At 33.2% G+C, this 14,027-nt stretch carries 14 protein-coding genes; 6 read left to right on the top strand and 8 right to left on the bottom strand.

Annotated features, from left to right (window positions below; all coding sequences use genetic code 11):
• Nucleotides 1-185: 185 nt before the first annotated feature.
• The 4 genes from ACYSNM_RS08130 to ACYSNM_RS08115 form a co-directional block, all read right to left on the bottom strand.
• Nucleotides 186-395, bottom strand: coding sequence for a hypervirulence associated TUDOR domain-containing protein (locus ACYSNM_RS08130; protein ID WP_461756440.1), 210 nt, complete (start codon nt 393-395; stop codon nt 186-188).
• Nucleotides 396-415: 20 nt separating this feature from the next.
• Nucleotides 416-952, bottom strand: a complete 537-nt coding sequence (locus ACYSNM_RS08125; RefSeq protein ID WP_461756439.1) for a DUF488 domain-containing protein — start codon at nt 950-952, stop codon at nt 416-418.
• 29 nt (nt 953-981) lie between these two features.
• The gene (locus tag ACYSNM_RS08120; RefSeq protein WP_461756438.1) at nt 982-1,683 is read right to left on the bottom strand and encodes a uracil-DNA glycosylase family protein; all 702 of its coding nucleotides are present in this window, start codon (nt 1,681-1,683) and stop codon (nt 982-984) included.
• 384 nt (nt 1,684-2,067) lie between these two features.
• Nucleotides 2,068-2,769: a phosphatase PAP2 family protein gene (locus ACYSNM_RS08115; protein WP_461756437.1), complete on the bottom strand. Its 702-nt coding sequence runs from the start codon at nt 2,767-2,769 to the stop codon at nt 2,068-2,070.
• Between the two features lie 411 nt (nt 2,770-3,180).
• Here ACYSNM_RS08115 and ACYSNM_RS08110 point away from each other — a divergent pair, with 411 nt between their 5' ends.
• Nucleotides 3,181-4,245: a 2,3-butanediol dehydrogenase gene (locus ACYSNM_RS08110; RefSeq protein ID WP_461756436.1), complete on the top strand. Its 1,065-nt coding sequence runs from the start codon at nt 3,181-3,183 to the stop codon at nt 4,243-4,245.
• 258 nt (nt 4,246-4,503) lie between these two features.
• Here the strand turns inward: ACYSNM_RS08110 and ACYSNM_RS08105 are convergent, their stop codons facing one another.
• The 4 genes from ACYSNM_RS08105 to ACYSNM_RS08090 all read right to left on the bottom strand — a co-directional run bounded on the left by ACYSNM_RS08105 (nt 4,504) and on the right by ACYSNM_RS08090 (nt 6,455).
• The gene (locus ACYSNM_RS08105) at nt 4,504-4,794 is read right to left on the bottom strand and encodes a cyclic-phosphate processing receiver domain-containing protein (protein ID WP_461756435.1); all 291 of its coding nucleotides are present in this window, start codon (nt 4,792-4,794) and stop codon (nt 4,504-4,506) included.
• Nucleotides 4,795-4,951: 157 nt separating this feature from the next.
• Entirely contained in the window at nt 4,952-5,245 is a 294-nt protein-coding gene (locus ACYSNM_RS08100; protein WP_461756434.1) for a hypothetical protein, read from the bottom strand.
• Between the two features lie 557 nt (nt 5,246-5,802).
• Nucleotides 5,803-6,147, bottom strand: coding sequence for a DUF4870 domain-containing protein (locus ACYSNM_RS08095; RefSeq protein WP_461756433.1), 345 nt, complete (start codon nt 6,145-6,147; stop codon nt 5,803-5,805).
• A 179-nt stretch (nt 6,148-6,326) separates the two neighbouring features.
• Nucleotides 6,327-6,455 carry a hypothetical protein gene (locus tag ACYSNM_RS08090; protein WP_461756432.1) on the bottom strand — a complete coding sequence of 43 codons (129 nt, stop codon included), beginning with the start codon at nt 6,453-6,455 and terminating at the stop codon, nt 6,327-6,329.
• A gap of 1,097 nt (nt 6,456-7,552) precedes the next feature.
• Between ACYSNM_RS08090 and ACYSNM_RS08085 the strand changes: the two genes are divergently transcribed.
• From ACYSNM_RS08085 to ACYSNM_RS08065, 5 genes are all read left to right on the top strand, one after another.
• On the top strand, nt 7,553-7,789 hold the full coding sequence (locus tag ACYSNM_RS08085) for a hypothetical protein (RefSeq protein WP_461756431.1): 237 nt from the start codon (nt 7,553-7,555) through the stop codon (nt 7,787-7,789).
• Between the two features lie 483 nt (nt 7,790-8,272).
• Nucleotides 8,273-10,489 carry a sensor histidine kinase gene (locus ACYSNM_RS08080; protein WP_461756430.1) on the top strand — a complete coding sequence of 739 codons (2,217 nt, stop codon included), beginning with the start codon at nt 8,273-8,275 and terminating at the stop codon, nt 10,487-10,489.
• An 11-nt stretch (nt 10,490-10,500) separates the two neighbouring features.
• Nucleotides 10,501-11,127 carry a response regulator gene (locus ACYSNM_RS08075; RefSeq protein WP_461756429.1) on the top strand — a complete coding sequence of 209 codons (627 nt, stop codon included), beginning with the start codon at nt 10,501-10,503 and terminating at the stop codon, nt 11,125-11,127.
• Between the two features lie 167 nt (nt 11,128-11,294).
• Entirely contained in the window at nt 11,295-11,984 is a 690-nt protein-coding gene (locus ACYSNM_RS08070) for a hypothetical protein (RefSeq protein ID WP_461756428.1), read from the top strand.
• A 5-nt stretch (nt 11,985-11,989) separates the two neighbouring features.
• Entirely contained in the window at nt 11,990-14,017 is a 2,028-nt protein-coding gene (locus ACYSNM_RS08065; protein WP_461756427.1) for a hypothetical protein, read from the top strand.
• The last annotated feature ends 10 nt before the right edge of the window (nt 14,018-14,027 follow it).

Raw genomic sequence — 14,027 nt, 5'->3', positions numbered from 1 at the left:
TTTATAGAAAATTTTTACTCTTATTAAAAACGTGGTCTTTTAAATAGTTAGCATTTCTATTGAGGGTATCAACTATAATGCTAAGCTTAAGAGAGAAATAAATTGTAATTTCTATTATTTAAGTCGTGCCTAAATTGTCTCTATTTCATAAAATGATTTTTTACTGTAATTAGTAGGTATAATTTTTAAATCTTAGTTAGTGCACTTGCTTTATGAGCAGCTATGTGAGTGGTTTTATCACTTTGTATTTCGTATTGTGGTTCCTGCTCGCTTGCATGATGGGTATAGCCTTTATAATCAAAATTGCTTGTATGGATTTTGATGATAGTTCCACTGGAGATTCCAGCCTCGGAATGCCATTTTACTTTATCTCCAATTTTAAAGGTAGCTTCCATAATAAGTAGTTTTTAAAATATTAATGTTCAGGGGTGTAAATGACTTTGTCTCCAACTATAATTGCCGGGGAAGTATAAGGATGTTCTTGGGCTTTTGTCTTAGACATTATATGCAGAACCATCCAACCTTTAGCTTTGAGGTAATCAGCTATCATAGAGCGATGACATCTATACCAAAGGGCCTCTGCACACATTATTGCAGTAGTGGATTTAAGAGCAATTTGCTCTAATTGTTCCATGGCTTGCAGGAAGCTTTCACTTTGCATATAATCTGCATATGCCCGAAAAGAAGCATTATGCCATAGGGTGTTTTTAGAGTCTTTATGGACTTTTCTTCTTCCTCCTAAGTCTTTTAAGTAGACATACTCCATACCATTATGCTCTAAAGATTCTTTTAAAGAATCTTGATCAAACTGAGGGAATTTTCTAGACCCAGGAAGAGCTCTTACATCTACTAGGGTTTGTACATGAAAATTTTTAAGCATAGTTAGAAACTCCTCTATGCTATGGGTAGAATGACCAATGGTATAAATAAGAGCAGGATCATTACTTAACATATAAACAAAATATTAAAGTAGAGGGCAAACTAACTTTTATGCCCACTTAGGGTTAATATATACTTGTCAATATAGAGTTTTTCTTGAGCCGATTTATACTGCTGTATGTAGCGTGGATGCTCTAAAGCCGTCATGGTTTTAAATAGGCTATGCTCTTTATTTATTTTCTCTAAGACCTCGTAGTTTTCTTTTCCCAATACAAACACTTCACTGGTATTGATACCAAGAGTAATTTGCTCTTTTAGCCATTTTACAATATAGGGCTGTAAAGTCGTTAGTAAATTCTCTTGGCTATAATAGGAAGCATTCACCCAATTACCACTAGGGGAGGGCTCTACAATAGCTAAAGGAAAGGCTGCATTGACATAAAACTTAGAGTAGAACTTATCTACCCCGCCAAAGCCCTGTATCATTTCATAGAAAAATACAGAGGATAGTTCATTTGAGTGAGCAGATTTCATATCTATACCGCAAAACTCAGCCAGGTGTTTAGTATCTGTAAGTGGGATACCAGTTACACCCCCTCCGTTTCGACTTGGGTTGATATCAATAATAAAGCTGCGTTTATTATTGTCGTTATAGTATTTATGATAGAACTCTTTTGTTATTTCTACCACTTCCTTATTGTCTTTAAAAGGCTGTAGTAGTTTAAAGTTTCCAGGTAAATCATCTGGGTAATCCATTTGTTGATTGGTTTGGATTACGCGATCTGCAAAAGTGAGTAGTGACATAATAATAGGTATAAAGCGTTAGTATTTATCTATTGTTTATCTACACTTTTCTCCAAAGCTAGTTTGTAGACTAAGCTTTGTAATGGTTTGTAAGATTATGCAACCATTTTGATTTAAAGTAAGTTAGACTCCTAAAGTTACGATATTTTATAAAGAAAAAGGTGCCTTTTAAGAAAAATAAAATATGCTTTATTTGGTTGTTATTATGTGGATACCTGTTGTTAAGTAGGTTAGTATATAACTGCTTAATTGTCTATTGCCAAGAGTTTGGCCAGGGAGAATAGCTTTTTTTAAAAGCTCTAGGAGTTGGTTATGTTTTGCCTAAATTTTCAGGATCTTAGTTACACGGGATATACTAAGGCTAACAATTTACCTTACCTACTTTTAAAGCAAAATATTAAAAATCAAAACTACCAAAGTAGCCAATAAGCCATAGAGTATATGCTTTTTTTCTTTGGCTAAATAAGGGTTTTGTTTATTTGGTAGGAAGTAGAATATCCCCAGGCAAATAACAAGGGCTGTAAATACATCTATGCTATGGTGTTGAAAAACAAATAAGGTCGATACGCAAATAAGAATAAGCCATCCTTGTAATAGAATCTTTATAGCTCTAGAAAATACCTTAGTGCTTGCCACCACGTTCATTATTAGAACTGAATACCCAACATGTAGGGAAGGAGCCTGGTTATATGGGGTGTCCCATGCTTGTATAAAATCAAATAAAGGATTAAATAAAGTAAAGGTATGAACCGGTTTATCTATACTATATTTGATAGGGAAAGCTAGAAAACATAAGAAAGCTATAAGACTTAATACTAGCATTCTCTTTGTGAAAAGCCTAAGCTCATAGGTATTATTCACCCAATAGAAACTACATAAGAAAAATAAGCCACTAGTACTATATGGAATAATCATCCATTGCCAAAAGGGAATATAATTATCTATGCGCATTGTAAAAGAGTAGTCAGAGCCAATATATACGCTATAGTATTGGGCTAGCATATAAAAGAAAATGAAAACCAAATAACATAAAAGCATGGCTTTGCTTCTTTGTTTAAAAGTAGGAACGCTTATGGGGTGTTTCATAAATGTAATAATCTTTCTATGGTTTTTTCTATACAAAACCATAGGAACGAATCTCTACAAAACTAAGGTTTTTTTAGGGAAAGGTCGTTTTTAAAGGATTTAACAATCTATAATTCTCCTTTGTGTTGACTGTCAGTACTTAAAGGTAATTTGTATTGTCTTCAACTCAATTGTGCACGCAGTGCGTGAATATTTTCAAATGTATAGTAAAACTGTCTGTAAAGATTTATTTGTTTTATAGAGTGGGCACTGCCATAGAAATAGAGAAAGTCAGCTCATGAAATAAGTTCTATTAGATTATTTTTATATTGTTGATAATGATGTTTTTAACTGTCTTGTTTTTGGGTTAATTACTTGGAAATAAGCGAGGAATAGCTTAAATTAGAGACTAACCAAAAAAAGTAAAAAATTATGTCAACAATGAAAGCAGCCAGATGGTATGGAATTAAAGATATTCGTGTAGAACAGGTAAGTATCCCAAAAGCAGGAGAGAATCAAGTGAAAATTGCAGTAAAATTTGCTGGAATTTGCGGTTCGGATCTTCATGAATATAACCATGGTCCACAGCTTATTCCATGGGATGCTCCTTATCCATTAAACAACCATAAAGGTGTAACTACTTTAGGCCATGAGTTCTCTGGTGTAGTAGAGGAAGTAGGAAGCAATGTTAAACATCTTAAAAAAGGAGATAGAGTAGTTGTTGAGCCAATTTTTAGAAATCCAGATAGTCCTTTTGTAGAGAGAGGAGAGTACAACTTAGGTGAACACTTGGGATTTGTAGGATTAACTAGTGATGGAGGATTCGCAACTTATGTCATCGTAGAGGATTATATGGTACATAAGATGCCAGAGAATATGAGTTTTGAACAAGGTGCTTTAGTGGAGCCTGCAGCAGTAGCTGTATATGCAGTAAGTCAAAGTAACCTAGAATTGGGTCAGACTGTCCTTGTTAGTGGGGCAGGACCTATTGGTTTATTAGCTGCTCAAGCTGCCATAGCAAGAGGTGCTAGCCAAGTTATAGTTACCGATGTTGCAGAGAAACGCTTAGAAAAAGCCACTCAAATTGGAGCAACTACGGTATTCAATGCACTAGATCCTGAATTAGATAAGAAAATAAAGGATTTAACAGATGGATTGGGTGTAGATGTGTTTTTAGATTGTGCTGGAGTACAAGCTTCCTTTGACCAAGGTATTAAGGCTCTTCGCAATGGAGGGAGGGCTGTTTTAGTAGCGTTATTTGGTAAACCTGTACAAATGGATGCCTTAGATCTAGTACTTAGAGAGATAACTATTAAAGGGGTTATCGCTTATCGCAATAACTTTCCAGAAACAATGGCCTTAATTAGCAGTGGTAGAATGCCAGTAGAAAAATTGGTAACTAGTAAAATAAACTTAGATCATATTGTAGATAAAGGTTTTGAGGTATTAGTGTCTAATCCTACGCAAGTGAAGATCTTAGTGGAAATAGATAAATAGATAGTTATTTGTTTACTCTATTAAAAAATTAGCGATGTATGCCTTGAATTTCAAGCTACTATTATCTTGTTATTAAGGATATAAGTAAAAAGAATATAAGAATTAAAAATAGCTCCTATTGTTTTAAATAGGAGCTATTTTAATTTAAACGGTTTATAATTTTGAGAACTTTATCTGTTTTTAGTCTTCCTACTACTTCTATCTTTATTTAATAATAAGTAGTTTCAACAAGGCAAGACAAAGTCAGATATATTGGTATTATTGCTCCATATTCTTTTTAAAGTTTTCTAACAAAGAATATATGTTTTGTTTACCCACAGGATTCTGGCTATGTACATTAAATGCAGGTAATAATAGATTATTATCTAAACAATAATTTACTAACCATTTAGCGCAATCAAATCCGCTCTCTTGAAGACCTAAATCGTGGTCGAATGAAATAAAATCGGGTAAACCGTTTTTAGTAATGTAAGTTACAAACTCCGTATAAGAGCGTAACCCTATATGCCCTTGTGGGATAGGGCGAAGATCATCCAGATAGAGTTTCATAGTAAAGGAGATAAGAAGTTATGTTTAATATCTATATAAAATGCTAGGTGTTAGGGACAATAATAACCATTACGGCTACTAGCAAACCTAAGATAGTCTATGCTCTGTAATTAGGTCTTCTAAAGTTTTAGAATCCATTATTACATAGTTTTGCTATTTACAAAGCAGGCGCATGTTTTCCTTTATATGCGCCATTTGGATGTCTCATACAAGAAGCGCTTGTTAGAGTGGAAAGTGTAGCATACTTTGTTCCACAATGTTTACAAGTATATTGAGATTTTTCATTTCCTTCATATAGTTTATGTTTTCCCTTATAAGAGCCATTAGGGTGTCGCATACAAGAAGCGCTAGTTAGAGTCGATACACTGGAATACTTTGTTCCACAATATTCACAATAATAATTTGCCATAGTCTGTACTGTTATAATTATACTTACGATCCAAGTTTTCATCTTTTTCTAATTTTCTATAGCAAAAATAAGTAGTGACTCTGCCAAAAGGTGTCGTTCGCTAAATTAAAAAAATAATATTGAAAATCTATCCATTATCTTATCAGTTAGAGTGTACTGCTTCGTTTTTTAGGTGGGATTGTTATTTTATTCTGAAGACCATACGAGGCAGCAAATTTTCGAGGGGAATGTACTTGATGACTATTATGCCTGTTTAATAAAATGTATAAAAAAAGGGACCATATAGGTCCCTTTTTTGTTGAATAGCCACCCTAGTTATAGGGATACTTTGAGGTTGAGGTTATTTTCCAAGGTATTCTAACTAAAAATATATTAAATACTTTGGTAGTTCTGTGCATTTAGTTGATTTTACTTATATGCTTTTTGTTAAACCTTTTGCCTTAAAGTTAGCTTTTAAAAAAGATAACCGATACTTGAACTTTTATGAAAAAAGTAGGATAAACTTGTTGTTATAGGTTTAAGTCAAGTAAAGGTTATCTACTAATGAAAATTTGAAAAATAAAGTTTAAAAAGATTCTCTTTTCCAAAAATGGAATAGATTATATTTTAGAAAACCAATCTTGGAACATTCCTCCAACAATAGGTAATTGTTTTTCTTCTGATTTAAAAGCCGCTATAATACAGTAGATTACTGCTACTAAAGAAGCAATTCCAATAATTGCTGAAAGAATTCCTCCTACTACTGGAATATAACCTAAAAACCCTGCTAGGAAACAAACAATATTCAAACCTAAACTTTGACGAATGTGAAAACTTGCTAGTTTTGAAGGATTATTTTTATTCATAAAGTAGGCAATTATTAACCCAATAAGAGTTAAGTAAGAAATAATTGCAGTTGTTTTTCCTTGATCTGCTGTAAGTGCTGTGTGAGCTTGATTTTTCATAATAATGGAATTTATTTTATTTATATGTGTTTTAATTACTAATTCTAACAAGACAAAAGTAGTAGCAGTTGGCTTTTGGTACAATAGCTGAAATTAGGGATATTTGATGTGGATGGCTTTTTTTCTAATTGTTAGAGCTCTTTTTTCAAAATAAAGAAGTTTTTTCTTAGACAAACTCCTTACTCCAATAAGCTTATTTCTACTGCTGTTATGATTTTACTTTTAAACCTTAAGGGATTACCAGGTGTAATACGTATTTTTAAAAGTAGTCTTTGTTTGCCTTTATGGAAGTTTCTGTTTCTTTTCATGGAGGGTTTTGTTTCTCTTTATAGAGGTTTTCGTTTCTCTTTATAGAAGTTTTCGTTTCTCTTTATGGAAGTATTTGTTTCTCTTTATGGAAGTTTTCATTGCTCATTATGGAGATTTTCGTTTCCTTTTATGGAAGTTTCTGTTTCTCTTAATGGAGAGTTTTGTTTCCTTTTATGGAAGTTTCTGTTTCTCTTAATGGAGAGATTTGTTTCCTTTTATGGAAGTTTCTGTTTCTCTTAATGGAGAGTTTTGTTTCCTTTTATGGAAGTTTCTGTTTCTCTTAATGGAGAGTTTTGTTTCTCTTTATAGAGGTTTTCGTTTCTCTTTATGGAAGTATTGGTTTCTCTTTAGGGAGGGTTTTGTTTCTTTTTATAGAATTTTCTGTTTCTCTTAATGGAGGGTTTTGTTTCTCTTAATGGAGAGTTTTGTTTCCTTTTATGGAAGTTTCTGTTTCTCTTAATGGAGAGTTTTGTTTCTCTTTATAGAGGTTTTCGTTTCTCTTTATGGAAGTATTGGTTTCTCTTTAGGGAGGGGTTTGCTTCCTTTTATAGAAGTTTCTGTTTCTCTTAATGGAGGGTTTTGTTTCTCTTTATGGAGATTTTCGTTTCTCTTAATAGAGGGTTTTGTTTCTTTTTATAGAATTTTCTGTTTCTGTTTCTCTTTCAAGAAGTACTAACCTTACCTAATAAATGATGAGGTTTTTCTGGGACTTTATAAGTTCTCTTATGTTAAGAGAAAGTAGATCCTTGTATTGAGATTTCTTTTTTTTCTACTTATGTTAAGAAAATAAACTTTGTAGAAGAGTTGTTTTTATCAAGTTTATAAGCAAAAACTTTGGGAGATGGCACTTCTATTTTTAAGTCAATACTAGTTTTTATAGACTTGGTTTGAAAGATATTTACAAAGAAGAAGGAATAAGCTTACTGACTATTTTAAAAATCTGTTTCCCTCTATAGATGATAGTAGATAGTGTTTTGCTAATCATTGATTTTCAAGGTATAAGTCTTTTGTTTTTAAAACATATGCATTTTAAATTATTTGTAGTGTAATAAAAAAACAACTATATTTATAATCAATATATTAAAAGTTTATAGCCATGGCAACTCAGTTAATGAATGTTCTTTTCTCGAATAAAAACGAAGATTCGTTAATTTCTAGGCTTAAGAATATTTTTATTCAATGCAACGATTCTTCTACGTTTGACGAGATATTGAGTAATAAAGAAGATGTTTTATTGTTTGATAAAACAATCAATGACTTAAAAAATAATAATAAAGAATCAGAAACAATCAAACTTTCCAATGGAAGGGAGATAACAGTTTCAGTAAAATAGAGAGATATTGAATTTAAGTATAGCTTTTAATACCATTATCTTATATAATGGTATTTTTGTTTCTAGGAATTATATTTAGAAAATCTTCTTTCAGTGGTAATCTTACTTCTTCTATTTCTAGTGAAGCTCCTTTTCTAAGGGTTTCAAAATTGGACTGATTTTTTTTTACATATAGAAAGGTTATCTAAAAAATTACAGTTTGGAGTTTTTAGATAGCTTTTTTTATTCTTTTATATTTATGCCTTTATCAATCTAATGCTCTTAGTCAGTTTTTATAGCTGAAAATAGGGATTGGCTAGTAAGTTGGGGTGTGTTACTTTTGTAATAAGCTAAAAAGTATCAATTGGACCTAAATCCAGTTATTATGTGGCTTAAAAAAGCGAAGAATTTCAAAGTAACTCTTACTTTTGTAGGAATGGACTTTGCATATAGGTCTTATGTCTACTATAGTTTATAGTAAAGACAGGGCAAAAAACAGATAAAATGATAAAAAGAATATTTCTCACCTTATTGGCTTTATTTTTATGCAATATCAGTGTGCAATCCCAAGAGGTATTGGATTCGCTTAAAGTTAAGTATGAGGCCAAAAGTAAGTTGGGAACACAAAGGTATTATGCCGCTGGGCAATACATCAGTGCTCTTTTTTTTAATCAACAAGAAGAATTAGCCCATGAAGTTTTTCAAGAAAATATTGCATTAGCACTTAAGGAAAAAGATGGTAAATATGCAGCCAATCTTTATGCTATAGATGCAATGAATCAAAGGTTATCTCAGAATTATATTGCCTCTGCACAGAGTTTACAATCTGCTATTAGTTCTGTGGCATCTACATTAGATCAAGAAGCAAAAGGTTACATTAGTTATACCACTGGTTGGCTTCAAGTTAGAAATGGTCAAGAGGCAGAGGGAGTACGAAGCTTTGTAAAGGCTATTGAGCACTTCAATAAGGCAGAAAACTCTTCTACTTTAGCTGGTAGAAAATCCACTGTTTATAAAGAGTTAGCTGCTATTTATGCCAATTGGCAAGAGTATGAATTACAAGAAAAATACAGTCTGCTTGCTTTAGAACTAGCTAAAGAACAAGTAGACGCTTTGGGTATCTTTAATGCCTATATGCTAATGGGTAATATGTATGAAACCCAGTATGCCCAGGATCCTAGGCAAGAAGATAAAAGAGACTTAGCACAGAAGTATTATTTAGAGGCGATTCAGACCTTTTACGATCATAAGAGTGAGATTCCTTTTGCTTCTCATTTATCTTTTGTGGCTATTAATTTAGCCTCTTTATATTTGAGCGCTTACCCGGAGTCTTATCAGTCCAAGGTGGAGTATTACGCTAATTTAGCCATTGAGGTAGCTACCCAAACCCAGCAATATACCCACTTAGCCTCAGGTTATGGTATTTTGGCAGAAATCGCTTTAAGTAAAGGAGAGGTAGAAAAAGCCAAACAATATCTATTACTTTCTTTAACTGAGGTATCTAAAAATACCTTAGGAGACTTAAATATCATGCTTAGTGTCTTGGAGGCCTTAGCAGATATTAGTGAGCAACAAGGAAATTACAAGGAGGCATTAGAGTATTATAAAGCCTATCAGCATACCTTTAAAACGCTCTATAAGCAAGACCAAATGGAGCTTAGTAAACGTCTAGAGGCTCAATTCAATAAGCAAAAGCAAGAAAAGGAGCTAGGGGAGCTGAATTTAAAGATGCAAAAGAAGGAGCATGAGCTTACTTTAATGCAAGCCATTAGTCTGCAGCAAAAGCAGGAGTTTGAGAACTTAAAACTTCGTCAAGAGAATCAGAGTAAGGAACTTAAATTAACCCAATTAGAAAGTCAAAAAAACAGTCAAGAATTAAAGCTAGCTCAACTAGAGTCTAAGGCGCGTATAGAAGATATTCAAAACTATAAAAATGAAATAATCTATAAAGAAAAATTAACCACCTATTATATTGTATTTATAGGGGTTTTCTTTTTAGTATTGGTTTTACTTTCCTATGCCTTACGCCAAAGAGTAAGGAGTATGCGAAAGGATAAGGAATTGTATAAGGCCACTTTAGATCAGCAAAAGCAGGATGCAAAGATTGCAACCCTTATGGCTATTTTAGAGGGGCAGGAAAAGGAAAGAGGAAGAATCTCAAGGGATTTACACGATGGATTAGGAGGAGCTCTATCTAGTACTAAAATTGGTCTGTCGGTGGTTCAACATCAAGTGCCTAAAGAATTGCAAGGGGAGTTTGATAAAAGTATGGCACAGCTCGATGGAGCTGTAGAAGAATTAAGGCGTATTGCTCATAATTTGATGCCAGATTTATTAGAGCGTTATGGCCTTAAAGTAGCCTTGCAAGATTATGCCACTAGAATGAGTCGTGAAGGTTTACAAGTGGATGTGCAGTTTTTAAACTTTGATAATTCTTTAGAAAAAGACAAAGAGCTAATTGTTTACCGCATTATACAGGAATTAACCAATAACGCTTTAAAACATGCTAAGGCTAGTTCTATCTTAATTCAGCTTGCCCAAGATAATCAAAGTTACCATCTAACAGTGGAAGACGATGGGGTAGGATTTGAGGTAGATAAAATAAAGGGGAATAACTCCGCGGGGATGCACAATATTCAGTCAAGGATCGACTTTTTAAAAGGAAGCCTTCATGTGGACTCACAAATAGGAATAGGAACAAGTATAGAAATTACATTTTAAAGATAAATATTATGATACATATAGCCATTACAGATGATCACCCTTTACTTTTAGAGGGACTTACAACCATACTATCTAAAGAGGAAAACTTTCAGGTAGTAGGATGTTATGCTGATGCCCAAAAAATGCACCAAGGACTGGCTCAAACTAGCGTTGATGTTCTTTTATTGGATATCAACTTACCAGATGCCAATAGCATTGAACTTATTGAGCCTTTAAAACAAAAATACCCTGACTTAAATATCATTATCATTAGTGTACACAATGAGTATGCTGTTATTAATAGTGTGATGCAGCAAGGAGCCAAAGGGTATATTCAAAAGAATGCATCAGTGGAGTATATCATTGAGGCTATTCATAGTATCATGGCAGGAGAAACATTTTTATGCCCACAAACCCAAGAGGTAATTCAAAAAAAGGCAGATGGAGCATTAAATAGCGTTCCAAAATTGACAAGAAGGGAAAAGGAGATCCTTTTGGAAGCTGCCCAAGGATTGACAACAAGTGAAATGGCAGAAAAACTATTTATTTCTCCTCACACTGTAGAGAGCCACCGTAAGAATTTAATTGAGAAGTTTGGAACAAAGAACTTAAGCTCTGCTATAAAATTGGCAACTGAATATGGTTTAATCTCCTAAAAAGGATATAAACCACTAGTTTCGGGGATAGGATGACCTTGCAAGAAACAGTATATTTGTAATAGAATAAAAATCAATGCTATATTAATAATATAAAAGCAAAATATTTTGTATTTTTAACTTATTATTTATGGCTAACTACTGTTGTAGTAGTAAAAAGTATATTTATGTTAAAAAAGATTGCCTCTAAAATTATTCTGGTACTTCTGTTTCTAAGTAGTAGTCTACTTATGAGTTGTTTTGACTTTATAGAAGAGATTAATATTTCACAGAATGGGTCAGGAAATATAAAAGCTACACTGAATATAAGCCAAAGTAAAACCCAAATGGCAACTTTGCTAAAATTAGATCAAGTAGCAGGTAATAAAATACCAAGTGAAAGTCAAATAAGGCAGAAAACACAAGAAGTAGTGGAGATATTAGAAAATGCAAAGGGGATAAGCAATGTGGAGTATACATTAGACTTCACAAATTACATTGCTAAATTATCCTGCGATTTTGCTTCCGTGGAAGATTTAAATCACTTTAACGCCACACTAGCTAAACACTTCAATAGTACGTTTTCGAAAAATATTGCCTACAGCTACGATAAAAAAAATCAATTAGTAAGTAAAAAGTTTACCTATGACCCTAGTTATGCTAAGGTATTAGAGAAGTTTAGTCAAAAAGATATCGATGCATTAAAACAAGCCAAGTATACACAGGTTTTGAAATTTGAGCAAGATGTCGTGGAAACTTCTCATCCTTTATCTCGGATTTCACCTAATAAAAAGGGTGTCTTACTCCAGGTAAGTGTAGTGGATTTTATCCAGGGAAACACTAGCTTATCTAATACTATCAATCTGAATAAACAATAAACACTATGAAAATAAAACACATTAGTTTAACCCTATTATGCGCTATAGCTGCATTTAAGGTTCAGGCCCAAGATTTATCAAGTAAAATACCAAGTAATCCTGAGTTTGTTTTAACTGTAAACAATAAGGCTATTTTACAAAATGGAACACCTGAGTTAGTAAATGAGTTTTTGGAAAAAACAGGAATATATAAAGAGCTTTCTAATAACCAAGAGGTACATTCTTTGGATAAATTGGCATTGGATCTACAAAGAAATGCTTATATGTATAATACAGTAACCGATAGTGTTTCTTATATGGTTGCTTTATTGCCTTTGAAAAACAGTAATTTCTTACCAGAAGAAATTTTTCCAAAGGTAGGTAATTTACCACAAGTGGATGGTTTTCAAGTAAACTACATAGATAATTTACAATCTGCTGTGGCATATGATAATAACACCTTAATGATTATTTATCCTTCCTTGAAAGATTCCTATTTTGAAAGCGAAGATGTCAGGGAGCATTATGGTTTAGAGCCAGACGCAGTGCAAAATTATTGGGACTATGATTATTCTTATGATGAGGATGAGGATGAGCAAGATCAGGAATGGGAGGCTTATGATTCTGAACAAGCCCAGGAGCATGCGCCAGGTTGTGAGCACTACAAAGAGCCTGAAGTAGAGTATGTAGCTGGTGTTGAAGAAATTGAAAGTACGCAGGCTTACGACCCAAGTCAAGAGCCTAAAACTGGTGTTGCAATGGATGAATACCAACAGGCCGATGAGTATTATGGTGTAGACTACCAGGGAGCTTATGATGCTTATCAAACTACTGCTGGGGTTTTACTTCCAGGGTTATATGAAAAATCAAAAAATGAGGTTATTTTAGATAGCTTATCTAAAGAATGGTTAGTCCAAGCTTTACCTGGAATTGTTACTCCGCAAAGTGTACTTAGCCAAAATAAAGAGGTTATTTTAAAGGACAATTCTACTTTAGTGCGTTTTTGGGCAAATGATTTCAATGCGTTCTACTCCAACTTACTTGGTACATCAGATGCTCTAGACCCATTTGGATTGAATCTAAATGCTTTTAAATCGGGATATAGCCAGTTACAAGCAGATTTAGTAATTCAAGGAAATGTACTGAAACTTACAGCGGAAGCAACCATGGATAAGGATTTTGCAACTTATACTAAGAAAGTTTTAAAACATAAGATGAATCCTAAAATCAAGCAGTATATCCCTTCTGAGCACCTTGGTTTTATGAGCTTGAATGTGAACATGCAGGAATATATCCAAAGAACACCAGGGATGTTTTATAAGCAGTATGGCAAGTTCATACCTGGGTCAGATGATATTGTACTAGCAGTAACTACAGCTTTAGAAGTTACCTTAGATAGTAAGGGGATTTCTAATATGCTACCTGGAGATATGGTTGTTTTCATAAATGACGTACAAGAAGTAACCAAGCAATATACTTCTTATGAGTGGGATGAAGACTATAACTTAGTGGAAGAGGAAAAGACAAAGCAAGTTAACCAGGCTCAGTTTTTAGCCATAGGAACTTCAAAGGATCAAAGACTATTTAAAGCTCTTTTACAAATCGGAATCAATAAAAATGATTGTACTTTTGATTCCAATACTGGTATATACACTCTTCCTGATACATCGGATTTAATGGAGGTTCACATGTATTTTAAGGGCGATTTAATGTTTGTTGGTTCAGATTATAAACAAATGCAAAGTATTGCCAATGGAACCTTTAAAGCGGATCCTTTAAATGCAACCAGAAAAGAATTGTCTAAAGGACATCCTGTAAACATTGTACTTCATACAAATAAGTTAAGTGAAGTACTAGAAAATCTAGACCTTCCTTTACAAGGACCAATAGAAAAAGCAGTTCCAGATTTAAAGAATTATGGAGATATCCAATTATATTCTTCTTTAAAGGGATCTAATAAAGTATACTCAGAACTTAGTGTTTCTTTCCCAAGTCAGAAAAACGCTACTGCTTTGAGTTATCTACTAACACAAATCACTAATTTGTATAAATAAGTATAATAAT

It is taken from the genome of Myroides sp. LJL116, assembly GCF_054871685.1.
Note: the sequence above shows the minus strand (reverse complement) of the source record. Positions and strands in the feature narration are given on the sequence as shown.